This is a genomic window from Microbulbifer variabilis ATCC 700307 (assembly GCF_000380565.1).
GTDB classification, from domain to species: domain Bacteria; phylum Pseudomonadota; class Gammaproteobacteria; order Pseudomonadales; family Cellvibrionaceae; genus Microbulbifer; species Microbulbifer variabilis.
The window spans coordinates 312,315-335,328 of record NZ_AQYJ01000023.1 but is presented as its reverse complement, the minus strand read 5'-3'; the positions used below and the strand labels follow the sequence as shown (position 1 = coordinate 335,328).

Here is a 23,014-nt window from a genome sequence, read left to right as displayed (position 1 = left end):
CTGTGTATGGGCAATGGATTCTTGTTGGCTCTCTAGCAATATTATTTTTCGTCTTTTCAATTGGTATAGTCAGTGATTAACTTGACGCAAGAAAAACAGTACATCAAGGAAACGCAGCAGACAGCCAATTTTACGCACTTTTTGCGCAGTCGATTACGGCGTTATGCGGAGGGAGAAACAATGAATAAAGGAGTGACTGATACACTTGAAGCTAAAGCTGAGCAAGGTAAATCCAATAAATCCAAGCGGTAATAATGGCTCTACTTATCATTAGTGTAGTGTGGTTATATATTTAAAAAATCAATTAACTACGCGCCTTCGGCACCCGACAACTTACATTCCGCTTCACTGCGCTCCAGCTGCGGGTTATTGAGACGTCAAATCTTTAGTCGTAATAATTATTAAATACTTATGAAACATATTTCGCTCTTTACATTGTTGTTAACAATTCCACAACAATCTTTAGCGAGTAATTATCAAAATGCTAGCTTAGATCGTATCGTCACTACAGATACTGGGACAACAATATTATGGTCCTCTACTGGCCGGGGGGATGCTGCAATCAATTCATGTTTAACGGGCACTGGAGTTTTTGCTTTTGATTCAAAAACTGAAGGCGGAAAATCATTGCTTTCAATTGCTCTTGCAGCTTATATGGCTGAAAAAAGTTAGTGTTTCTACAAGTGACTCGGATTATCTTAATGTTGTCGGATTGGCTGCTGTAGTGAAGCGTATTGATATCCATAAATCATCGTATATTATGAACAGGATTTAACAAGTTTAGTAGCATGGACCCAAAAACTCCGCTTGAACTTTATGCGACTACATACTCACACAAAACCCGGACTTCATATTCGGCCACATGCAGAAGGCATTAAGTTTCACATGAAGAGAAAGCCTAGAGTACTGAAGAAAATCCATAGGCGCTGGTTGGAGTTAGCGATTATTGATCTTAGTCAAGATCCTACATGGCGCGAGCGACTTTTTAACTCAGAGTACAATAGCGAATTCCCCATTGATTCAGAAAATTGTGAGGGGTTGTGGCAACCGGCAATCAAAGCCCTTGGTAAGTACGGCCTGGAGTATACAGTTAGTAAGGTTCCAGAAAATCAGGTAGTTGAGCCTTGGTTGGCAGAGGATGGTCTCGCAGTATTTGAGTTCAAAGCTAAAAAATTCCCTACAGTGTGTATGCAAATAGGTAACAACCCTGATGTTATATAGAGCTAACCAAACACTTAACAAAGCCAAGCGCGCTCGCCAGCAAAGCTGGCTGGACCTACACTCCGCAGCTTCTCTGTTCCATTTCGACCCATGTTGGTGGCGTTATAACTCTCGAGGGTGGATGTGAAACTTTCAGAGTTAGTCGAGTCGGCCGGAATACTTGAAGAGGTTTCATCATATGGGCCCCAAGAACTGCCTGGCGAAATAACGCAGATATTGCTGAGGTTTGAGCACTCGAGTTGTGTATTCTGTGTAATCGATGACACGGATGAAATCTATCTAAAGAGTTTCGAGGAAGGCTCTTTATTGGCTGAAAGGACTTCCCCTACAGTGTTTCACAAATGCATAGGGAATAAGCTAACTTGGGCTTGGGAAATGAGGAATAATCAAGGCTATTCTGATGCTCTAAAGTTTGAGTTTTCTAGCGGGGTCTCTGTTGAGTTAGTTGTCATGGCGTCATCGATTAAGCAATACTTAGTAAGTGAGTTATAACAAGGTGCTGCTGCAGAAAATTTACTCGCTGGCGCTCCCAAATTACCGCAGAGCACGGCGATAGGCAAAAACTGGAGTTTTACACATGAATACAGAGCTTGGTAAAGCAGTACAAGAAGCAGAAACAAAGCTACGGAATGCGATGTTGGATTCTGATTTAAATGCATTATCAGCGCTTCTTGCTGATGATTTAGTTTTTACAAACCACCTCGGCCAATTGCTTACCAAAAGAGACGATTTATCGGCACATGAATCAGGAAGGCTTGATATAGAGTCAATCAATATTTCAGAAAATAGTATAAAAATACTAGGCAACACTGCTGTAGTTACCGCTCGAGTACAAATATGTGGAACATATGATGGCAATCCAACTAACGGAGATTTCAGGTTTACGCGTATATGGGCCAATCAGGATAATAGCCTTCAGGTTAAAGCGGCTCACTCATGTACCGTTACCTAACAAAAGGCTGCAACACGACCCGGCCCGCAATCCCGCCATGCTTTGAACTTATAACGCTTTAGTGGACAGTAAATTTAGTATCCACTAAAGGGGGTCCTTATGGGACAAACTTAAAGAAGAAACTATTTCCAATACACATCTGAGTTCAAATAGGTACTCGTTAGGTTGGCAAATCATAATTATATCCAAGTCACCTATATTTCCGAGGCATTAGATATACATCCGGTCCTGATCTATCGCTGGCGCAAGGAGTTTAATGACGGTAAGTAGGATGAAAAGTCGAAAGTGAAAAAGAGTAAACCGGTCGGACCTACAAAAATAATCTGCATCAGAACAGTCTTGAGCCAAGGAATGCACTTGCAAAAATTCGGAAATTGGAAAAGCAACTCACTCAGCGTAAGAAGGAAGGGCCCCGTGCCGAGGCCCAAGAGTTGGAAGATTACAGTGTCTCTTCCACAACACTGAAAGATACAGCGCGACTGGCGCGGCGGCCATCGGCGCTAAGCGCTCGAATGGCATCTACTTTCTCTGCTGGTGTCTCGGATGTGATGGGGCGCCAGGATTCACCATCATAGTATTCGGTGACCAGCCCTGGGAGGGCCTGGGCAACTTTTAGATATCCTTCATCATTCAACGCCCCAGGCACCGGGATGCGATACCCTACCCCGGTAAGATCCAGCTTGAGTAGCTCTTTGTGCCCCACCGCGGCAGCAAATCCTCTCCAGTCCGCCTCCAAAGCGGCAACATCAACGAGACCACTCTCAGCAGAAAACTCCTGCCCCGGGACCGCATCCAACTCCCAGGACGCCTGGTGCCACGCCCGCTCGGCCAGGGCCAGCAGCCGCGGGAATATCATATATTCCACCTGCGCATCGGTGCGCACCACTTCGCTCCACAGATTACCTTGTATACCGCGTACGCTGTTGGCAAAGCTTTCATCTGCCGCTTTCGCCGACCAGGCATTGCCATCGCGATCAGTAGATACTTCTGCCAGTTGGGCCGTGACCAGGGGGGCGTAACTGAAGGTCTTACGTGTGTCGGTATGGCGTGACGCCCAATAGTAACCAAGCTCCTTCGGATCGACCTCGTAAGGCATATCGAAGTACAGAAAGTCGGAGTGAGACTGCACCACGTCAAATCCGACGGCGGCGAAATGCGAGCTTTCATCACCACCACCCCAGAACAGCGGGGCCCAGGAGTTGACATAGTTGTTTTCTGTCGCGAGTTCCTCGCTGGCATCTTTTACAGCTTTAACACCGTCATTCCATGCGCCGAGCGTGGGAATCCCGGTATCATGGACCAGAGAGGCAACACGGCGCGCGTAGTAGCTACCCAGCTCCGAGATGTCCGCAACCGCGCCACTGGCAACCAGCTTCTGGCACTGAGGGGAGCCCGACCACGGCTGCTTGCGAGCACCAGCGTCAACATCTCCTTTGGCGGGGTCCTGCCCTGGCGCATCTTCAAAGCTGTCACCGGCGAAAATATTGACGGCCTCATCGCCACCGAAATGCCAGCTTTGCAGCGGATAGCCTGCGCGCTCGTGCATCGCCTGCACCTCAGATATCACTTTGCCCACAAACTGGTAAGTGGAGTCGATGCAGGGGTTAACGTAGCTGTCGTCGTAGAACTGGACCGACAGGAAACGGCTGTTGTCTTCTGCATCAATCAGTCGGTAGCGCGCAGCCGCTTCCGGATCTGATTCCACCAGTCGGCGATAACGCGCCTCCATCGACACAACCGCAGCCCGGGCATGGGCGGGCATATCGAACTCGGGGATCACCTCGATATGACGCTCACCGGCATAGCGAACAATCTCGATGTAGTCCTCGACACTGAAATGGCCGCTGCCATTGTTATCCGTATTAGGGCCAGAGCCCAACTGAGGCAACAGACACTGGTTCTCCTCCAGGTCGAAACAGCGGCGAGAACCAATCTCAGTGAGTTCTGGCAGACCGGGCACTTCCAGGCGCCAACCTTCGTCCTCAGACAGGTGGACGTGGAAACGGTTGAGTTTATAAGCCGCCATCTGGTCGAGCAGCTTGAGCACCAGCGGTTTGGTATGGAAGTTACGGCCTACATCGAGAAAGAGCCCGCGATGGGGGAAACGCGGCGCATCCTCAACCCGGGCTGTCATCAGCGTGCCGGCGCGTACATTGATCAGGCCAAGTAATGACTGAAGTCCATAGAAGGCGCCCGACTGGTCCGCGGCGGTCACCAAAGCGCCTGTCTCACCCACCTCAAGCCGGTAAGATTCTGCAGTATTCGCAGACAGCTTTGTATCGATCACCACTGATACGGGATAGGCTCCAGCGCCTTCACCAACGAGGCCAAAGGCATCCAGACGCTGTTTTATAACGTTGAGGGTCGCGGTCGATAACGCCCCCCCATCTACAGAAAGACCCGCACTGATATCAACGGCAATACCACGACTTTCGAGCTTCAGGGGCTTGGGGATAATACGGGACTGCCACTGATCACCTTCCTGAACACCACGCCGGGAGAATTCCTCAAACCGACTGGCTGCGGTTGCCAGGACATTGGCATCCGTGGATGCCCGCTTCCAATTATCGGAGTGGTTTTTCTCAATCGGCAGAACCAGTTCGGCAATGCTATTGGAGTCGGTGGATTGGATAACCTGTGCCTGTCCGTTCGCATCGACGGTAAACAGGCGCGGCATAAAGTCGGATTCGAACTGGAACCAGTACTCGGCGAGAAAATCCAGCTGCAGCGTCTCCCCTTGTGCCAGCCCCGGGAAATGGGCCAGAGGTACCAAACGGTGCAGATCTCCCTTGACATGCTCCAGGCGCAAATCGTCACGGTTCATCAGCGCCAGGGTACGGCGCACACTGTGGAAGTAGAGACTCCATTCCAAAGCACCCGGTGCCAAAGCGGCCTCGCCGGCGTTGGTCAGCGATATCCGGTAGGTCGAGCAAATTGCCCCGCTACCGCCTTCGCGCTTGCAACGCTCTGCAAGTTCGTCGCCGGTCGCCTGGTAGTTGGTGAGCACTTCCAACTGCACCGAGAAATCTTCGGCAATCTGCCGGGCCGAACCCCGTTCCGGATTGTCGTGCCCACCGCAACCCGTCAGGGCGATCGTCAATCCCAAGGCCAGGGAAAAGACTGAAATTCTTAGCTTGGTCTTATTCAGGGAGGGGATGGCGCAAAGCATGGGAGTCCTTTTCTATTTGTTATGGCACCAGTGATTGCAAGGTCCACAATAACGAAAAAGACAACGCTGTCAACCAGTGAACTTGCCTCACGTACAAGCGGTAGTCGGCCGGGTAGATCTCAGGCACCCGTTAATATTGCCGAAGCAGACGCTGCAGCGATTGCTACCACCAGAAGGGCTGGGTTTCTCAATAGATTGATTGGCTTCATGTAGGCTTCCATTTAACTTTGTTATTCCTGCGCCTCCCTTACCGGCTGGCGAGCTGGTCGGTGAACCGTAATGATCACCACCGGTAAAGCCCCTGCTTAAGGCAGAAAAGCAACCTACCAGTACCACTCGTTTTCTCCCCTTGATTCAGGTTGATCACACCGTATCTCCCCGGGGACAAGACGCAATGTCTTGCCTCAGTCATATTCTCTTAATGTTCCGCTTTGATCGTGATACGGGTCTCATATCAACTCCAGTGGCGGAACTTTCATTTTAATTGTCTTTACCCCGTAGTAATTCGTCCCTTTCTGCATTGCGATTCCCTATAAGCGATGATATTTTGACAGCGATGTCATTTTGGCAATCGCGTCACCTAACTGCCGATGACCAACAACAAAAATAACTTACTCAAGGTGAACCCAATGAAACACTTTCTCGCGCTCGGCAGTCTTGCCGTGGCGATCTTTGCCGCAGGCCAGGCGCATGCCGTGGACTGCACAGGCCTCCCGGACTGGGATGCCGCAACCGCCTACAACGGCGGTGCAGAAGTCCAGTACAACAGCAACGCTTATCGGGCCAACTGGTGGACACAGAACCAGAATCCGGAGCAGTTCTCCGGCCAGTATCAGGAATGGACGCTGCAAGGCGCCTGTGAGGGTGCTGTTGACCAGCCTCCAGCCGGCTCCATCACCGCCCCCACCAACGGTATGACATTTAGCGAAAATGACAGCGTTATCATTACCGTGGACGCGAGCGATGATAGCCAGGTCGTCAGTGTGGAATTTTTCGTCGATGGTAGCGCTATCAGTACAGATACCAGCGCACCCTGGCAGGCCAGCTGGACCGCCGTTGCCGGCAACCCGGTGTTGCGCGCACGCATAGTGGACGACACGGGACAGGACGCGTTCACCACGAATGTCACCATCACCGTGAGCGGCCCACAGGCCCCGGTCATCTCGCTCGACAACCCGATAGACGGTACGCAATTGGATACCGGTGCGACTGTATCCCTCACAGCCAGCGCCAGTGACGCAGATGGCAGCATCACTTCGGTAGAGTTTTTCGTCGACAGTAACAGCCTGGGGAGTGACACCAGCGCACCCTACGCGATCGAGTGGACAGCGACCGAAGGCAGCCATGTCCTGTACGCAACGGCCACCGACAACGATGGCCAAAGCACTCAATCAGACTCAGCCAATATCAACGTCACCACACCCGATATCCCGCCAACCGTAACCCTGAATAATCCTGTCGACGGTAGCGTGTTTGATGAAGGCACCAGTGTCAGCATCGCGGCCACAGCCAGCGATACAGAAGGTGCGATTTCCAAAGTGGAGTTCTTTGTCGCCGGGCAGAAAGTGGGCGAAGATTCCAGTGCGCCGTTTAGTATCGATTGGGTCGCCACTCCCGGCAGTGCCTCCGTTTTCGCGAGAGCATTCGATACCGCTAACCAGTTCACTGACTCCGCGCCGGTTTCAATCACCGTAAACGGTGAACCCGTAGCGGGTGACTTCCCCTGTCGTCCCGATGGCTTGTTTACCAGCCCCGGGACGGCACCGGACTACTGCGATATCTATACCGCAGAAGGCCGGGAGATCATGGGGGCCGATCATCCGCGCCGGATCATTGGTTACTTCACCAGTTGGAGAAACGGTGCCAATGGACAGCCCACCTACCTGGTGAACGATATCCCTTGGGACAAGATCACCCACATTAATTACGCTTTCGCCCATATCAATGACAGCAACGAAGTATCCGTTGGCAATACCGCCGATCCCGCCAACCCTGCCACCGGCATGACTTGGCCCGGCGTCAGTGGCGCAGAGATGGATGCGGACTTCAGCTATCAGGGCCATTTCAACCTGCTGAATAAATTTAAAAAGCAGCATCCTGAAGTGCGCACCCTCATTTCCGTCGGTGGCTGGGCAGAAACCGGTGGTTACTTCAACGAATCTGGTGATCGTGTTGCCAATGGTGGTTTCTATACCATGACCACCAATGCCGATGGCAGCATCAACCATGCCGGCATTGAAACGTTCGCCAACTCCGCCGTGGACTTTATCCGCCAGTATGGCTTTGATGGCGTCGATATCGATTACGAATATCCCACCTCAATGAACGATGCCGGCAACCCGCTGGACTTTGGCATCGCCAATCCGCTGCGCGGTTCTCTCATGAAATCTTATGTGGAGCTGATGCGTGTATTGCGTGAAAAGCTGGACATCGCGGGTGAGCAAGATGGCACCCACTACATGCTCACCATCGCCTCGCCGTCCTCCGGATACCTGCTGCGCGGCATGGAAACCATGCAGATCACCCAGTATCTGGACTACGTCAACATCATGACCTACGACCTGCACGGCGCGTGGAATGAATATGTGGGCCACAACTCCGCACTGTTCGACAACGGCGAAGATCCGGAACTGGCCGCCGCGAGTGTTTACTCCACTTCCCAGTATGGTGGTATTGGCTACCTGAATATCGACTGGGCTGTGAAGTACTTCCGCGGATCCATGTCCCCGGGCCGAATTAATATCGGTATTCCCTACTACACCCGAGGCTGGCAGGGCGTGAGCGGTGGCAACAACGGCCTGGGCGGCTCTGCCGCACTGCCAAACCAGTCCGATTGTCCGACCGGTACCGGCGGCTCTGCCAAGTGCGGTTACGGTGCCATTGGCATCGACAACATGTGGCACGACCTGGACGAAAACAGCGTGGAAATGGGCGCGGGCTCCAACCCTATGTGGCATGCCAAGAATCTGGAAAATGGCATTCTCGGTTCCTATGCCACGGACTACGGGCTCGATCCAGCAGGCGACCCGGACGATGCGTTTGTCGGCACTTACGTACGTAACTACGATGCCGTGTCTGAAGCGCCGTGGCTCTGGAACAGCACCAAGAATGTGTATATTTCCACAGAAGACGAAGAGTCAATGGACGCGAAGGTACAGTACGTCATCGACCAGGGTGTCGGTGGCATCATGTTCTGGGAACTCGCCGGTGACTACGACTGGGATGCCGCCAAAGGCGAGTACTATATGGGCTCCACCCTGACGACCCTCGCCTACGACAAATTTGCCAGTGCAGTGCCCTATCGCGAGCAGCGCAGTGATCGCGTAATCCCTTCTGAAGCGATCGATGTGGGTATCGAAATTTCCGGATTCAAACTCGGCGACCAGAACTACCCGCTAAACCCCAAGCTGTACATTACCAATAACACCGGTGGTGTGTTGCCCGGCGGTACTGTATTTGAGTTCGATATGCCGACGTCGACATCCAACATCATTACCGATCAGAGTGGTGCCGGTCTCGAAGTCATTGAGGACGGGGCCAATTCCGGTGGCGGCAATGTCGGCGGACTCGAGAACGAATTCCACCGCGTGCGCTTCGCCCTGCCGGGCTGGCAGGATCTTGCCGATGGCGAGACCTGGGATATGACCATGAATTACTACCTGCCCGTTTCAGGCCCTCAGGCCTACACAGCCACCGTGAACGGTACAACGTACGCACTGGCATTCGAGCATCCGGAACTGCCTCTGGCGACGCCTGCGGGTAGTGGCGACGGCGGCACTGGCGGAGGCAGCGGAGGGACCAGCTGCGCCGACGCCGGTATCGATACCAGTGGACTGGTGACCTATCCACAGTGGCCCTCTGGCGATCACGCCAGCGGCGGTCAACAAATCATTCATGATGGCAGCGTATACCGAGCAAAGTGGTGGACAAATTCGGTTCCAGGAAGCCCCGATGGCAGCTGGGAATTTGTCTGCAACGTGAACTGAGTTTTAGCGGGGGCAGGAAGCCCTCCGCTGTTACAACAGGATGTTGCCAATTTCTCTCTGAAGACGTTACAGGTTATTACTCCTGTACTTGCCCCGGTCTCCGGGGCCTTTTTTTTTGACCAAGGAATTTTTCTCATGCTCGTAAGCGCAACTTCCCGAACTGCACGCACAACAATGACCGCCTCGCACTCATGAATCCTGATACGGAATCAAGCGGTAGCATGCAACAACAGACCAACTACTCTCCCACTAGCCACAGGCGCTTGGCATCCGTCGATGCCTTGCGTGGCTTTGATATGTTCTGGATTATTGGGGGCGAATCCCTGTTCGCCCCGCTTCTGTCCCTGACCGGGCTCGGTGCTTTTGCGTGGGGACAAGCACAGATGCAGCACAGTACATGGCATGGATTTACCCTGTATGACCTGATCTTCCCACTGTTTATCTTTCTTTCCGGAGTTACCCTCGGTCTGGCCAATAAAACCTTGCGGGGCCAGCCACCACAACAACGCCAGAGCGCCTACAAAAAAGCGATCAAAAGACTGCTGATTCTTGTGGGTCTCGGGGTGCTTTATAACCACGGCTGGGGCGCAAGTGTTCCCCCCGACCTGTCCGAAATACGCTATGCCAGTGTTCTCGCCCGCATTGGCTTTGCCTGGTTCTTTGCCGCACTGATTGTCTGGCACTGTCGCCCCATCGCCCAGTACCTGATTTTTGCGGGTATCCTGCTTGGCTACTGGCTCCTGCAACTCGGACTGGGGGATTTCAGTATCTCGGGATCAATTAACGCTGCGGTAGACCAATGCTGCCTGCCGGGCATCACTTATCAAGGCAAGCCGTACGACCCTGAAGGGCTGCTGTCTACCCTGCCCGCCGTCGCCAATGCCCTCGCCGGCGTTTTTGCCGGCCGCTGGCTGCATCTGCACCGAGACCAGCCAGGCAAACTGCTCAGGGGATTGTTCCTCGCGGGTATCACCCTATGCGCACTCGGATGGACCTGGAACCTGGTTTACCCGGTGAATAAAGATTTATGGACGGGATCCTTCTCCCTCGTCACCATTGGTTGCAGCCTGCTGTTCCTCGGTTGCTTCTATCTGATTTCGGATATATGGAAGTGGCGCGGGTTTACCACTCTGTTTGCCGTGATCGGTTGCAATGCCATTCTGGTGTATATGGCAAGCAGCCTGGTGAACTGGACCTACACAAGCAAAAGCCTGTTTGGCGGCATTGCCTCTGTATTTTCTTCTGCGGATGCCGGGAACCTGGTGATTGTTATCGGTGTGCTGGCGGTACAGTGGATTATTCTCCACTGGCTTTACCGTCGAAAACTGTTTGTCAGCCCCTAGGGAGCCTCCATCAGGCTTTGCTCCACTCCCTGCTTGCGACTTCCACAATCAAAGTACCGGTCATACGGGATAAAAATACTGCTACTCATATTTATCAATACCCATAATTACAATAATTCAGCGACAAAAAAAGCCGGGCAATGCCCGGCTTTTTCCGTTCAACTTCGATTAGAAATTGTATCGTGCTCCCACAACGAAGCGACGGCCATTTTCATACAGGGACATGAGACGATCTTCATATTCGCTGTACTCTACGACCTGCTCATTGGTGAGGTTCACTGCTTCCAGAGTGATCTGTGCGTTGTCAGTGACGTTGTACGAGAAGCTCGCATCCAGCTGACCAAACGCGTCATTGGACAGCGGGTTGCCGTTCCAATGGAAGCCCTTGCTCCACTCCGAGCGATAGTTGTACATCATCCGCGCACCGAAGGTATCGTTTTCGTAGTAACCCATCAGGTTAGCCATGGTATCGGAGATACCAACAACACTATCGGAACCAGTATCGGTGTAGGTGTAGTTCGCCTGAACACCAAAGCCGTTGTCGAAGTCGTGCAGCACAGCCAGCTCAACACCAGCGACCAGGCCACCATCACCATTCACCTGGCGACTAAAGTCAACGTCAACCCAGGTAGCAGTCTGTTCATCGTAACGCGCTTCGGTAAAGGTCTCCTGAGCCAGGTAGCTGTGGTTCTTTTTAATAAAGGTCGTTGCGGAGAACGCAGACACATCACCGTAGTACCACTCGTAGGAAACGTCTAACTGGTCCGCCAGGAACGGCTCCAGCTGAGGGTTACCGGCCTGCCCCTGGGGGTCCGGTGCATTCAGAGCACCAAAGGTCTCGAACGGAGAAATCTGGTTCCAATTCTGACGAGCCATAACACGGGCAACCGCAGTACGAATCACCATATCGTCATTCAGGTCATAAGCAATGTTAAAGCTCGGCAGGATTTCGCTGTAGTCGTTATCTTCCGTGACCCAGGCCAGGTAAGACGGATTCAACCAATCGCGATCAACCGTTTGGAAGCCCCAGGAATCGCTGCTGAACTCGTAGCCGGAAGAGGCTTGCTCAGTAGATACATAGCGCAGACCGAAGTTACCGCGGTAGTTGTCACCCTCGAAATTCGCCTGAACATATACCGCAAAAATATCTTCCTCCACTGCCCAGTTATTGGCCAGCTCGAGAGAGCGTGCGTAATCGGCGCTGACACCGTTCAAGCCAGCAAACGCGATTTGCTCCATCACGTCACGCATTTGTGCCAGTGCGGTGGTGGAGTTACCACCGGCGGGCGTATCAAAACTCACAACGCCGCCAGAGTTCAAACCACAAGAAGATAAAGTCGGGCAATTTGCGAAGATATAATCAAGGTATGAGCCAGCGAGATCCTCGTTGCCAGTCATAGTCTCAGGACCATGCCAGCTGTATACGATACGCTGCTGGGTACGCTCGGCGTTGCGAACCTTGACACCTGTCTCGATAGAGGTAAATGCACCCGCCTCTATCGGCAGCTCGAGATCTACCTGGAAGTAGGTTTCTTCATCAGTGGTCGGGCGCTCACCGCCCCAGATCCAGCCAGCGGCATAGGCATCTGCATCACTAGGCGCAGGATTGGAGTCGAGAGATGGCGCGTTCAGGTCAAACTCATAGTCGCCACCGGACCAACCATACTCCCAAGAAGTCTCGCGATAGGTACCGCCCTTGGCAGAAGTATTACCGGCAACAATATCAACGCTGAATGCATCAGTTACATATTCGGCAGTCAGGGTATAGGACTGAGATTCAGAGGAAGATACGCGGTTGATCCAGTTCACAACACCACGGCCATCACCAGAAATCTGGGAAGCCACAACACTGTTGCCACTCAGCTGACCATTAGTTGCATGATCGACCGCATTGTCTCCTGCGAATACCAGCCAGTTGGCATTCATGTTATCCGCGTCCATGCTGGTGTCCAGCACGTCCAGAGTCAGCTGCAGCTCGTCGGTCGGACGCAGCTGAGCAGACAGGAATACAGTTTCGCGCTCGCGCTCCTGAAAGAAAGTCGGGGTACCCATGGTACCGGGAACCATTACGCCAGGAGTGGCTTCGTCGGTCCAGGACAGCACTTCAAAACCGGAACGCTGAACAGTGCGGTCCTGCTTGGCCGCAGATACCAGCACACCAAAGGTTTCGCTATCGTTCTTCCAGGAGTACTGGCCAGAGATGCTCGGGTCATACTCTTCCGAAGTTTCGGAGTAGATGCTCTCTACTGCAATCGCAGCCTGACCCGCGTCGAGATCAAGAGGGCGGTGAGTACGCACGTTAACGGTACCGCCCAGGGAACCTTCGTCCTGAGAAGCCTGCGGGCTCTTGGTTACCTCGAGGGAGGAGATCAGAGTGGAAGGCAACAGGGTAAAGTTGAAGCTGCGAGACGGATTATCCAGAATGAACCAGTCAGCAGTACCGACAGATTGACCGTTCAGGGTTGTACGGTTGTAATCTGGACCCGCACCACGAATAGAGACACGTTCCCCTTCACCGAACTCGCGGCTTACCGCCACACCCGTGATACGGGATAGAGATTCAGCGATGTTTTTGTCCGGGAACTTACCGACGTCTTCCGCAGAAATTGCGTCGACAATTGCACCAGCATTTCGCTTGGTGCTCAAGGCATCCTGGAGAGAGCCACGAATACCGGTTACAGAGACTTCCTCAATAGCTTCATCCGACTGGGCAGTCGCCAGCGGAGCCATCAGGCCACCACTAAGTACAGCTGCACTGATAGACAGAGCGAGTTGATTGCGCTTTAGCATCGATTTCCCCTTCCTTGCTTATTATTTATATGAAGGTTGTGAGTAATTTTTTTTATTTCACCTCGTACCGCAAAATGATAGCGCTGTCATTTAAGGTTATGATAGCGCTGTCATTCTAAATAATCGAAGATACACAGGATTACCCGGAATTGCTACCGTCTTTGGAGTAAAAAAACCTTCGGTCCGAGCGATTGATGTAACGACATTCCGCACCTCGTAGATACCAAAACCCTTTAATTTAAAGCCGTTAGCTCAAGGGCGGAAAATCCGGGGGGCCGTTCCGCAAGCTTCATCCACATCAAATCCAGCACTTACTTACGCTACTCACGGCGAATTTCCGGTCATTTCTGCTAGGATGGCGGACAGACCAACGGTGCAGCGACAAGCGCCGACGAAACAGTTCAAGGACCAGACGGCCCCATGAAAGCCACCATTAACGACGTCGCCGCGCATGCGGGAGTATCCATAAAAACCGTATCCAGGGTCATCAACAACGAGCCCTCGGTGCGCCCCGCAACCAAAAAGAAGGTCGAGGATGCGGTCAAGGCCCTGAATTACCAGCCCAACCTGGCCGCCCGCAATTTGGCCAGCTCCCGGACATATACCATCGCGTTTATTTACGACAACCCGAACGCCTACTATGTGATCGACATGCAAAACGGTATCCTCAATGCCTGTAAGGCCAGGGGCTATGAGTTGCTGATCCATCCCAGTAACTCCAAATCGGCATCGGTCCACGATGAACTGAAAAATCTGGTCGAACACTCAAAGGTGGCCGGACTCGTTTTGACTCCGCCTTTTTCGGAAACACCTGCCGTGATCGAGACACTCCAGGATCTCAACGCAGACTACGTACGCATCGTTTCCAAAACCGCGGATGTAAAGGACCAGGACAACTGCATTCAGGTAGACGACTCTGCCGCCGCGTTTGATATCACCCGCCACCTCATCGGGCTCGGCCACAAGCGCATCGGCTTCCTCTGCGGTGGAGAAGAACACATTTCTACCCACAGTCGTCTTGACGGGTATCGGCATGCCATGAAGGAAGCCGGCCTCCCTGTGGACGAATCCCTGATTCTCAAAGGAGAGTACTCGTTTGATTCCGGCGTTCAGGGTGCCAAAGCATTGCTTGGTACTGACAACCCACCCAGTGCCATCTTCGCCAGCAACGATGAAATGGCGGCCGGTGCACTCTTTGCCGCTCGATTAATGAACGTCGACATCCCGTCCCAGCTCTCCATCGTAGGATTCGAAGATAGCCCTTTCTCCAGGCAGACCTGGCCGAAACTGACAACCGCGCACCAGCCCAACAACGAAATCGCCAAGTGTGCTGCCGCACTCGTGCTGAGCAAAGCGCGCGGTAAAACATCCGGTGAGAACGCCAGCGCCAGCAAGGAAGCGGGTATTCAACGTGAATTCACTCCCGAGCTCGTCGTACGTGATTCGAGCGGAAGCGCTCCGGGCAACTGATCCTTCCAACTTTTACCTCCCCCAAAAAAAGCCCTCCTTTAAGGAGGGCAGGTTCACGCGAGCCAAAGGGATACAACGACGAGAATCAAACTGACTGATGCAACATGCAGCGGAATTATTTCCAGCTGCGTATCTTATGCCCTTTCAGGGCATAGAAAAGGATGAACAGGTAGCACGGCAGCGCTACCCAGTAGCCCGTGCGCACTTCACCGGCGATTTCGGACAGAGGACCGAAACCAAAGGTTGGGATAATGGCCCCACCGGCAATGCCCATAATCAACAGCGCAGACCCCTGCGCGGTCAGACGTCCAAGACCGTCCAGGGCGAGAGGCCAGACGGCAGGCCACACCAGTGCGTGCGACAACCCCATCAGGGCAACGAAAGTGATGGTGTCAGGGACTACTGGAGCGATACCACTCCACCCCCACAGGATATCGGCCAGTAAAGTACTTTCCTGTGAACCAAACAGCACACCGACCACACACAGGCTGCCAGCCACCGCCGACCCGAACAAGGCTTGCTGCTGGCTGATAAAGCGTGGAATCCCTACAACACCAATGGTGTAACCGATCACCATAAACACCATGGTGTAGGACGTGAGGGCGGCGTAATTGGACAAACCAAGACCTTCGCCATAGAGGCCGATGGTGTCACCCGCAATAACCTCGACACCAACGTAGGCGAACAGCGCCAGAGAGCCGAGTACAACCTGGGGGTAACGCAGAATATCGAGGAAGCTTCCCTCAGATTGGCCAGCGTCATCTTCGTCGATTTCCGGCAGGCCGGAAAACTTCACCAGTCCAACCAACGCGAACAGCGCAATCGCCATGTAGATGTAAGGCATGATCAGGCGGCTGGAAACTTCCGCCAACTGGGCTTCCCGTTCAGCCGCAGACAGTTCGGCCAGTGATTCACTATTGAAATCGGTCAGGCCAGACAGCACAAGCGCTGTAAAGGCCAAAGGTGCGAGCACACCCGCGCTTTTACTGATAATGCCCATGATGGCGATACGCATGGCCGCGCTTTCAGCAGGCCCCACCTTCACCACGTAGGGGTTTGAAGCCGTTTGCAGAATGGTCAGGCCAGCCCCCAAGCCAAACAGAGCCACCAGGAAAACCAGGTAGCTACCGGTTTGCACAGCCGGAATAAAAATCAGCGCAGCGACTGCCATGATCGCAAGGCCAATGGCCATGCCATCGCGGTATCCCGTTTTACGCAGGATAAACGACATGGGCAACGCCATGACGGTGTAGGCAATATAAAACGCAAAAGTAACGAACAGCGCCTGGAATTCTGTGAGATCACAGAGCACTTTCAGGAACGGCATCAGCGAGCCATTCAGCCAGGTCACAAAACCAAAAATGAAAAACAGCATGCCGATAATTGCCATAGGCAACAGGCTGCTGCGCGTCTCTCTTTGAACACTAACGGCGGATTCCATAAGAAGCACCTTTTATATTTATTGTTGTTTGAACGTATTACGAAAAAAACTTCAAATGCTGTGAACCTCCCTGCCCGAAATCCAGGTCCTGCGTACCTGCAACTCGCTATCCAGTAAAATCATGTCTGCCGGCGCACCCACTGCCAGTCGGCCACCTTCCACGCTGAGGAACGTCGCCGGATAAAGGGAGGCCATTCGCAGCGCTTCCTCTAATGGCACATCACACCAGTCTCGAATATTTCGTACGGCACCGATCATATCGAGGTGAGAACCTGCCAGCTCTCCGGTAGTCGAAGTCAACTTGTCACCCTCGCGGGTCACCACGCGCTCAAATAAAGGAAAGCTGGTCTCTTCACTACCGACTAGCGACATGGCATCTGTCACCAGTATCAATTTCCCCCGGGGCTTGGCCTTCAGAGCCAGGCGAATTGCATCCGCACAAACATGATGGCCGTCAACAATCAGACCACACCACGCATCGTCGCTGATCAACGCCGTTCCGACCACACCCGGTTCCCGAGACTGGAACGGCGACATCGCGTTATACAGATGGGTAAATCCGCTCGCCCCCGCTTCCAATGCCGCAGCGGTTGTCGCCCCATCGGCATTTGAGTGCCCAAGACACACATGCACGCCCAGCGACACCAGCTTGCGGATATCCTCCAGCGCAACATTTTCGGGCGCCAGCGTCACGACTTTTACACCCAGGTCGTCACGCGCGTAAATATCCAGCTCTGCCTGACTGAGACCTCGAATAAAACGTGCTTCATGGGTACCCTTTTTCGGAGTACTGAGATGCGGCCCCTCAAAGTGCACACCGATAATGCCGGGTATTTTTTTACGCAAGGCGGTACTAATCGCGTCCGCCGCACGCTGCATGACTTCAACCTCATCAGTGATGAGTGTCGGCAACATACCCGTGGTGCCAAAACCGGCATGCGCACCGGCCATCTTCTGCAACGATGCCAACGTCGGTTCATTGTTTAATAATGCACCCCCACCACCATTGACCTGAACATCAATCAGGCCCGGCGCCAGGGTACCGGGCAAGCGCTCCGCGCCAGAAGCCGGTACATCACCACCTATCGCAGCAACTCTGCCATCGGCATTGATTGAGACCGGGATATCATTGAGAACCCGCTCACCATCAAACAAACGCTCTGCCAGCAACACCTGAACCACGCGCACCCCCCCTGCTCTAGCGGTCAAACTCAGACCGTCTGGGTGACTTTTTTCAGACCTGCCGGCTCGTCCGGGTTAATCCCACGGCTGACAGCGATATGCGCTACATCAATATAGAAACGCTGCAACAGAGGTAGCGGAGCAACGCGTGGATGTATGCCTTTTGCAGGCACATGCAGATTAATCAGGGTGCCACCGCGACGGATAATATCTGCGATTTGTTCGCTATGCGCCTGATAAGATTCATCTTCAATCGGCACATTGATCACGGTCAGCTGCTGCTCAACCAGGGTTACCGGCCCATGTAAGAACTCCGCACTGGAAAAAGGCTCTGCATGGATATTGCAGACTTCCTTCAGCTTCAGCGCCAGCTCGCGGGTAATGCCATAACCCGGTCCACGACCCAACACAACCAGGTTTTTCACCGCAGCGAGATCTTCCGGACGCAGTTGGGTCTCCGCGGAAACCACACCACGTAGCGCCTGCGGCAGTTCAGCAACAGCCTTCAGCATCTCTTCGTCTTGCTTCCAGTTGGCTACCAACTGCAGCACCGCGGATAACGTCGCCAGATAGCTTTTGGTCGCTGCGACCGCTTTTTCCGGCCCGGCTTTCAAAGGCACCATCAAATCGACGATATCTTTGATCGGGGCCGATTCATCATTCACAAAAGCGACGGTATAGGCACCGGCCTCTTTAGCCATCTTCGCCTGAGCCAGGATGTCAGGACTACGGCCCGACTGGGAAATGACGATGACTAAGGAATCTTCCAGCTTGAGCGTGCGCCCATAGACACTGGATACAGAGGGCGCCGCAGCGAAAGTCGGCGTACCCGTCTCGATTTCAATCAGATATTTGGTAAACACGCCCGCATGATCAGAGGACCCACGCCCCACGATCATGACAAACCGCGGCGGTTTGTTGCGCAGGCGTTCACCCAGCTGGGCCATTACCGCAGCATTACTCTGCAGCTGTTCTGCAATACAATCCGGGGCTTCACGGGCCTCGGTTTCCATAATTGTCATCGCCATGACCTGTCTCCCTTAACGGCTCCAGCGGGAAAATTCAATTCCGTACCAATCTTTTCAATTATCCGAACAATGCTTTTTCATCGGCATCGATAGGACCTGCACTGCCACTCGCCGCCTCGGCAACACATTGGCGAGCAAAATAAACACAGCCAAACTCCGGCGGGTCCAGGGCTTCCGCCACACGCTCCACAACATGCGGAGCCATCCACTGCTTCAGGCGCGGTGCAACGCCGCCGATCAGGGAAAGCCGTGGAGCATTCATTTCAAATAATTTATCCGCAAGGTCACTGATGTAACTTGCACCATCACGCACGATCGCCAGCGCAACCGGATCACCAGCTTCCGCATATTCCACCACCGGCACTGCAAGGCGCGCATAATGACTGGAGGATTTTCCACCAATGCGCTCAAACACTTGCTGGGCATCGGCACTTTCCAGCGCTGACAGCAATTCATCTTTCAGTCGGGAATCTTCAGCGAGACCATCGAGGGCCAGAAACAAGTACTTGACCGCTTCCATCCCCATCCAGGCACCGCTGCCCTTATCGCCATGGGGAAACCCATGGCCGCCCAAAAGGCGAGCCTCACCATTGACCCAGGCGTAACCGCAAGAACCGGTACCGGCAATAATGACCGCCCCATCACCACCACGATGCGCACCAAGGCAGGCCGAGTGCTGATCAGTGGTGAGGAACATCTGTTTGAAGGGGTGCGCCCAGGCATCCATTTCATTGTAGAGGCTTGGCATATTAACGCCCGCAAGACCAACTCCGGCGACGAGTTCACCGAGCGCTTGGGGCGGAAGGCCTGCATCAGAAAGCGCAAGCGTGGCGGAGCGCACAATCGAATCTATTGTTTGCGCATAACCGTGGAGTGGATTCGCGGGGCCTGATATCCCTGTGCCCAACACCCGATTGTCACTGTTGAGGATTGAAGCACGGCACTTACTGCCGCCTCCATCGATACCGATATAAAGAATTTCCCTGTCTCCCAACGCAGCCATCAGAAACGGCCTCTAAGAATTTGTATTGTTATGTACTACATCCGGGCTTCCCAGTCCCCCGGAAGTAACGCCAGAAGAGCAATAAACGCTCCTGCGCTAACTATTTGTAGCCATACTACAAGATTGATGACAGCGTTGTCAGCAATTTTTAAAAATTTCCTGTCTGCATACCGCCGCCCCCCAAAGGTCAATTGGAACACCTTAACTGCAGGAAAGTGTTATTCCCTCCTAAGATGGACGCCCGTCACATTCGGCTCCCAAAAGGAGGTCAAGCTACTGTCCCGCTATGGCAATCTCTCCAACGCAGAGGCAGAACACGTGATCGAATCTGTTCCCCCTGCTCCCAGGGGAAATTACCTGCTTATTGAGCCCCAGCAGGCGCGACAAAACCATATTGCTACACGTTATACTAATAAATATGTATAGATATTACGCAGCTTTAACACTTAAACAAATCTAATAAAATTATTTCTGCACCTATATTTTTGGCTATTTACGCTTTGAAAAATTTCAGTCACACATAAAAATGGTCACTTAAATTAGAACCCTTCAGCGTTTCTCACGTTAGAACACAAAAAACAATAGTAGTATTGCTACTTGAAATATTTCCCACGCATCAATAGGAAAGATCTCTCAATAACCTAATTATCTTACAGACTTTTAAAATATTGCTGTGGGATCTTGGTCGGCATTCTATTCGTAGCAATAGTGTTATTTTCACCCATTATCTAAGTTAGAAGCCTTCTGGTACGGTAAACACTATTTGAAATAGGCTGCACCAGACTGTCGACCAGAGACTCTGGTTTAACAGTTAGCTTTGGGCAAATATCAACCGTAGTGACTTGAATTTGTTATTTTTGTATACACCTTATTGACTTTTCATGCTATCCATATCAAAGATCAAGAGCAGCCGCACATATCCACAGTAAAAAAATCGCTAACTTATTGATTTTGAATGATTTACGCCTGTGATCAAATGCAGCTAAATATCAGGATATAATTCAGTCGCGATATATCCACTAGATTAATTTTCCACCAGTGCTGGCTAACATACTGATTTATATACTTTTTTCTGGCTAGAGAAGCCTTCTACTCTTGGGGTATATTGACTGGTGATATAATGCAGCTGCTTTTGAATACACTGTTATGTGCAAGGAGAGTCATGAGCAATCCTCCTAGAGAAATTGACGGGGCTAGAGTTATAGAGTGGGCGTGGTCTGGTTCCAAGCCGTTCGGTACTGTTTGCTTTCCAGATGGAAAGGTTGCTGCAGAGATATTCGGTCTAGCACTTTGTAAGTATCCCAATAGCGAGATTATCTACCGTTTTAGTTGTGACTCTGATTGGGAGTCGGAGCAAGATTCTGAATACGCATCTATTCAAGAGGCCAAAGCTCATTTACCCTCTCAATATCAAAATGTAGTGGCAAATTGGCAAAAATATGACTAGGCACATAACAAGGCGCAGCAACGGACTGTCAAACCTGTCACTTTTTGTGCAGCTACGCCGCACAAAAACCGCCAGCTTTGCCAGCCGCTGTGCACGGCGTTATGAGTAAATCAGCACGAGCCAATGAAAAGACAAATTTGCATTATTGTTATGGTCGTCAGTTGTCTTTTTTCTGTATCTTGCTCAAAAGGCACTGATAGCTGCGGGAGAAATTCAGACGCGGCCGTCTGGGCTCGCTCACTTACAGATGAACGTTTAGCATTACTTTTCAGTGATTTCGAGAAACTAGCGGCTGATGAAAATGTACGGCGTGTCTATAGTTTTCACGGTGAAGGCGAAGCAATGCCGCCAGAATTTGCTGACTTGAAAATCATAAAGCTGCGCCCTAAAAGAGGTTATATCCTCGTAAGTGGCTGTATGGATCATGGTGTAGTTATGAGCTTCAATGGGTTAAACCAGCCAAACGAGGTTCAGTCAATAAAGCTCTCTTGGGGAGAGGTTCCTCCACATAGTGGCTCTGAAACAATTTGGAGCAAGTAATACTCATAACAAAGCCAGGCAAAAAGCTCCGGGCCTTCGGCCCTCCGCGGGACAGCTTACCTTGTGCACGTTTTGCGCAGGTCGCTACGCTCCCATTTTTGCGCAAAACGTGCACAAGGTAAGCTGCCCCTGCTGGCGGCGTTAGTTGCCAATGAACATAGAGCCACTTAAAGGATTAGATGCCATCAGTTTCGGTGCTTTGTTAAGTGAAGCTCGAGAAATATTTGGATTCCCTGATGAAATAAATAATGAGGGTGGAGCCGATGGCGTCAGCTCTGAAATATGGCTGTACCACAATATGGGCTTAGAACTGTATTTTAATCCGGATGAAAAGTTTAAATTGTGGGGAATAAACATCACTTCACAGGAAGTAACTCTAGAAGGAATCAAACCAGTAGGACTGACAGACATTGAGCTAAATTCGATTTTTCCTGAGCTTATATTGGACGTTAATGATCGCGATTATAAAGAATACAATTATACCGGTAAAGAAATTGAGTTCTGGCTAAAAGATGATGTTGTTACCATGGTACGTGTAAATTCAAAACTAAGTGGCGAATTCAATGAGTAAATTAGAGGCGACAACTAACAAGGCGCTTAAGGCGGACTCATTTTCATTGCTTCAAATTTGTGCTTGAATAGCACAAATTCAAATCAATAAAAATCAGCCGCTTAGCACGGCGTTAAACATCTAATGGATATTATCGAGTTGCATGATTTGATCTCTGAGGTTATTGAAAGTCTCCCCGAACAAGAATCTAGAGAGCTGATTGCCCTTTGTGATTCTTTAGAAGAGCTTGGCCCTAATGAATGGAGTATTAGGATTGCGAAATTCTCAAACAAAATGCTCCTAAACAATATTGGCGATACCGAAAAACTACTGAAGCTAGAGGCTGAGGCAGAGAATGCCGGCTCCATCGAGATCAAACCAATCTACCTGTTGTTAATTTTAGTTCTAGTGGCATTGGTGGTGTATTATGTTTAACAAATCAATGAACTACGCGCCTTCGGCGCCGGACAGCCTACGCTACGCTCTGGCTGCCGGTTATTGAAGCGTTATAGGGCTAGAAATTGAGCCAAATTCACAAAGACCAAAAATTAAGTGTATATCTGTGGAAATTCATGGTTTGTCTTTTTACTTCAAGCTTGATTCCCATGGCATATGTACTTTGGGCAGTTTCACCAGGGTTAAAGGGAAATTGGTTTGGTGTTGCTGTGGTTTCAGCAGTTTGTTCAGCATTATTGACAGCGGCTTTACCGGTAAACAACGCTCGTTACTATGTCCCAAGTAGTGTTGTGGTGGGTGTGTTATTTTATGGGATAATTCAGGGGTACTTATTATACAATGGGGCCCCATAACTAGGCCAAGCAGGCTCGCCCAGCCCCAGTGGGGCTAGGCTGGACAGCCTACGCGGCGCGCTTCGCACGCAAACGCTCCGGCT

General features: G+C 51.7%; 19 protein-coding genes. 12 read left to right on the top strand and 7 right to left on the bottom strand.

What is annotated here, in order from left to right:
* The first annotated feature begins 81 nt into the window (after positions 1-81).
* The 5 genes from G367_RS26600 (at position 82) to G367_RS0106740 (ending at position 2,173) form a co-directional block, all read left to right on the top strand.
* The gene (locus G367_RS26600; protein WP_211214900.1) at positions 82-252 is read left to right on the top strand and encodes a hypothetical protein; all 171 of its coding nucleotides are present in this window, start codon (positions 82-84) and stop codon (positions 250-252) included.
* A gap of 159 nt (positions 253-411) precedes the next feature.
* Positions 412-672: a hypothetical protein gene (locus G367_RS26055; protein ID WP_157533388.1), complete on the top strand. Its 261-nt coding sequence runs from the start codon at positions 412-414 to the stop codon at positions 670-672.
* A gap of 213 nt (positions 673-885) precedes the next feature.
* On the top strand, positions 886-1,221 hold the full coding sequence (locus G367_RS0106750; RefSeq protein ID WP_020412357.1) for a hypothetical protein: 336 nt from the start codon (positions 886-888) through the stop codon (positions 1,219-1,221).
* A 117-nt stretch (positions 1,222-1,338) separates the two neighbouring features.
* Entirely contained in the window at positions 1,339-1,713 is a 375-nt protein-coding gene (locus tag G367_RS27075; RefSeq protein ID WP_020412356.1) for a DUF6334 family protein, read from the top strand.
* Between the two features lie 85 nt (positions 1,714-1,798).
* Positions 1,799-2,173, top strand: a complete 375-nt coding sequence (locus G367_RS0106740) for a nuclear transport factor 2 family protein (protein ID WP_020412355.1) — start codon at positions 1,799-1,801, stop codon at positions 2,171-2,173.
* A 439-nt stretch (positions 2,174-2,612) separates the two neighbouring features.
* On the opposite strand, the gene G367_RS0106735 is transcribed toward G367_RS0106740, so the two are convergent.
* Complete coding sequence (locus G367_RS0106735; protein WP_020412354.1) at positions 2,613-5,342, bottom strand: family 20 glycosylhydrolase; 2,730 nt, start codon at positions 5,340-5,342, stop codon at positions 2,613-2,615.
* A 629-nt stretch (positions 5,343-5,971) separates the two neighbouring features.
* Here G367_RS0106735 and G367_RS0106730 point away from each other — a divergent pair.
* Together G367_RS0106730 and nagX are read left to right on the top strand one after the other, a co-directional pair.
* On the top strand, positions 5,972-9,328 hold the full coding sequence (locus G367_RS0106730; RefSeq protein WP_157533387.1) for a chitinase C-terminal domain-containing protein: 3,357 nt from the start codon (positions 5,972-5,974) through the stop codon (positions 9,326-9,328).
* 221 nt (positions 9,329-9,549) lie between these two features.
* Complete coding sequence (gene nagX / locus G367_RS0106725) at positions 9,550-10,671, top strand: transmembrane glucosamine N-acetyltransferase NagX (RefSeq protein ID WP_020412352.1); 1,122 nt, start codon at positions 9,550-9,552, stop codon at positions 10,669-10,671.
* 168 nt (positions 10,672-10,839) lie between these two features.
* Here nagX and G367_RS0106720 read toward each other — a convergent pair whose 3' ends face one another.
* The gene (locus G367_RS0106720) at positions 10,840-13,461 is read right to left on the bottom strand and encodes a TonB-dependent receptor (RefSeq protein ID WP_020412351.1); all 2,622 of its coding nucleotides are present in this window, start codon (positions 13,459-13,461) and stop codon (positions 10,840-10,842) included.
* A 420-nt stretch (positions 13,462-13,881) separates the two neighbouring features.
* Between G367_RS0106720 and G367_RS0106715 the strand changes: the two genes are divergently transcribed.
* Positions 13,882-14,931 carry a LacI family DNA-binding transcriptional regulator gene (locus tag G367_RS0106715; protein WP_020412350.1) on the top strand — a complete coding sequence of 350 codons (1,050 nt, stop codon included), beginning with the start codon at positions 13,882-13,884 and terminating at the stop codon, positions 14,929-14,931.
* Between the two features lie 115 nt (positions 14,932-15,046).
* On the opposite strand, the gene G367_RS0106710 is transcribed toward G367_RS0106715, so the two are convergent.
* Genes G367_RS0106710 through nagK form a run of 4 tightly spaced genes read right to left on the bottom strand, consistent with a single transcriptional unit; the run spans position 15,047 to position 19,585 of the window.
* Positions 15,047-16,372, bottom strand: a complete 1,326-nt coding sequence (locus G367_RS0106710; protein WP_020412349.1) for a sugar MFS transporter — start codon at positions 16,370-16,372, stop codon at positions 15,047-15,049.
* 51 nt (positions 16,373-16,423) lie between these two features.
* Positions 16,424-17,554, bottom strand: a complete 1,131-nt coding sequence (gene nagA / locus G367_RS0106705; RefSeq protein WP_020412348.1) for an N-acetylglucosamine-6-phosphate deacetylase — start codon at positions 17,552-17,554, stop codon at positions 16,424-16,426.
* A gap of 29 nt (positions 17,555-17,583) precedes the next feature.
* On the bottom strand, positions 17,584-18,582 hold the full coding sequence (gene nagB-II, locus G367_RS0106700; protein WP_020412347.1) for a glucosamine-6-phosphate deaminase NagB-II: 999 nt from the start codon (positions 18,580-18,582) through the stop codon (positions 17,584-17,586).
* Positions 18,583-18,640: 58 nt separating this feature from the next.
* On the bottom strand, positions 18,641-19,585 hold the full coding sequence (gene nagK / locus G367_RS23270; protein WP_020412346.1) for an N-acetylglucosamine kinase: 945 nt from the start codon (positions 19,583-19,585) through the stop codon (positions 18,641-18,643).
* A 1,162-nt stretch (positions 19,586-20,747) separates the two neighbouring features.
* Between nagK and G367_RS0106685 the strand changes: the two genes are divergently transcribed.
* The 4 genes from G367_RS0106685 (at position 20,748) to G367_RS0106670 (ending at position 22,557) form a co-directional block, all read left to right on the top strand.
* The gene (locus G367_RS0106685) at positions 20,748-21,032 is read left to right on the top strand and encodes a hypothetical protein (RefSeq protein ID WP_020412344.1); all 285 of its coding nucleotides are present in this window, start codon (positions 20,748-20,750) and stop codon (positions 21,030-21,032) included.
* Between the two features lie 123 nt (positions 21,033-21,155).
* Entirely contained in the window at positions 21,156-21,572 is a 417-nt protein-coding gene (locus G367_RS0106680) for a hypothetical protein (protein ID WP_020412343.1), read from the top strand.
* A gap of 151 nt (positions 21,573-21,723) precedes the next feature.
* Positions 21,724-22,143 carry a hypothetical protein gene (locus tag G367_RS0106675; protein WP_020412342.1) on the top strand — a complete coding sequence of 140 codons (420 nt, stop codon included), beginning with the start codon at positions 21,724-21,726 and terminating at the stop codon, positions 22,141-22,143.
* Positions 22,144-22,266: 123 nt separating this feature from the next.
* Positions 22,267-22,557, top strand: coding sequence for a hypothetical protein (locus G367_RS0106670; RefSeq protein ID WP_020412341.1), 291 nt, complete (start codon positions 22,267-22,269; stop codon positions 22,555-22,557).
* 97 nt (positions 22,558-22,654) lie between these two features.
* Here G367_RS0106670 and G367_RS26050 read toward each other — a convergent pair whose 3' ends face one another.
* Positions 22,655-22,840 carry a hypothetical protein gene (locus tag G367_RS26050; protein WP_157533386.1) on the bottom strand — a complete coding sequence of 62 codons (186 nt, stop codon included), beginning with the start codon at positions 22,838-22,840 and terminating at the stop codon, positions 22,655-22,657.
* Between the last annotated feature and the right edge of the window lie 174 nt (positions 22,841-23,014).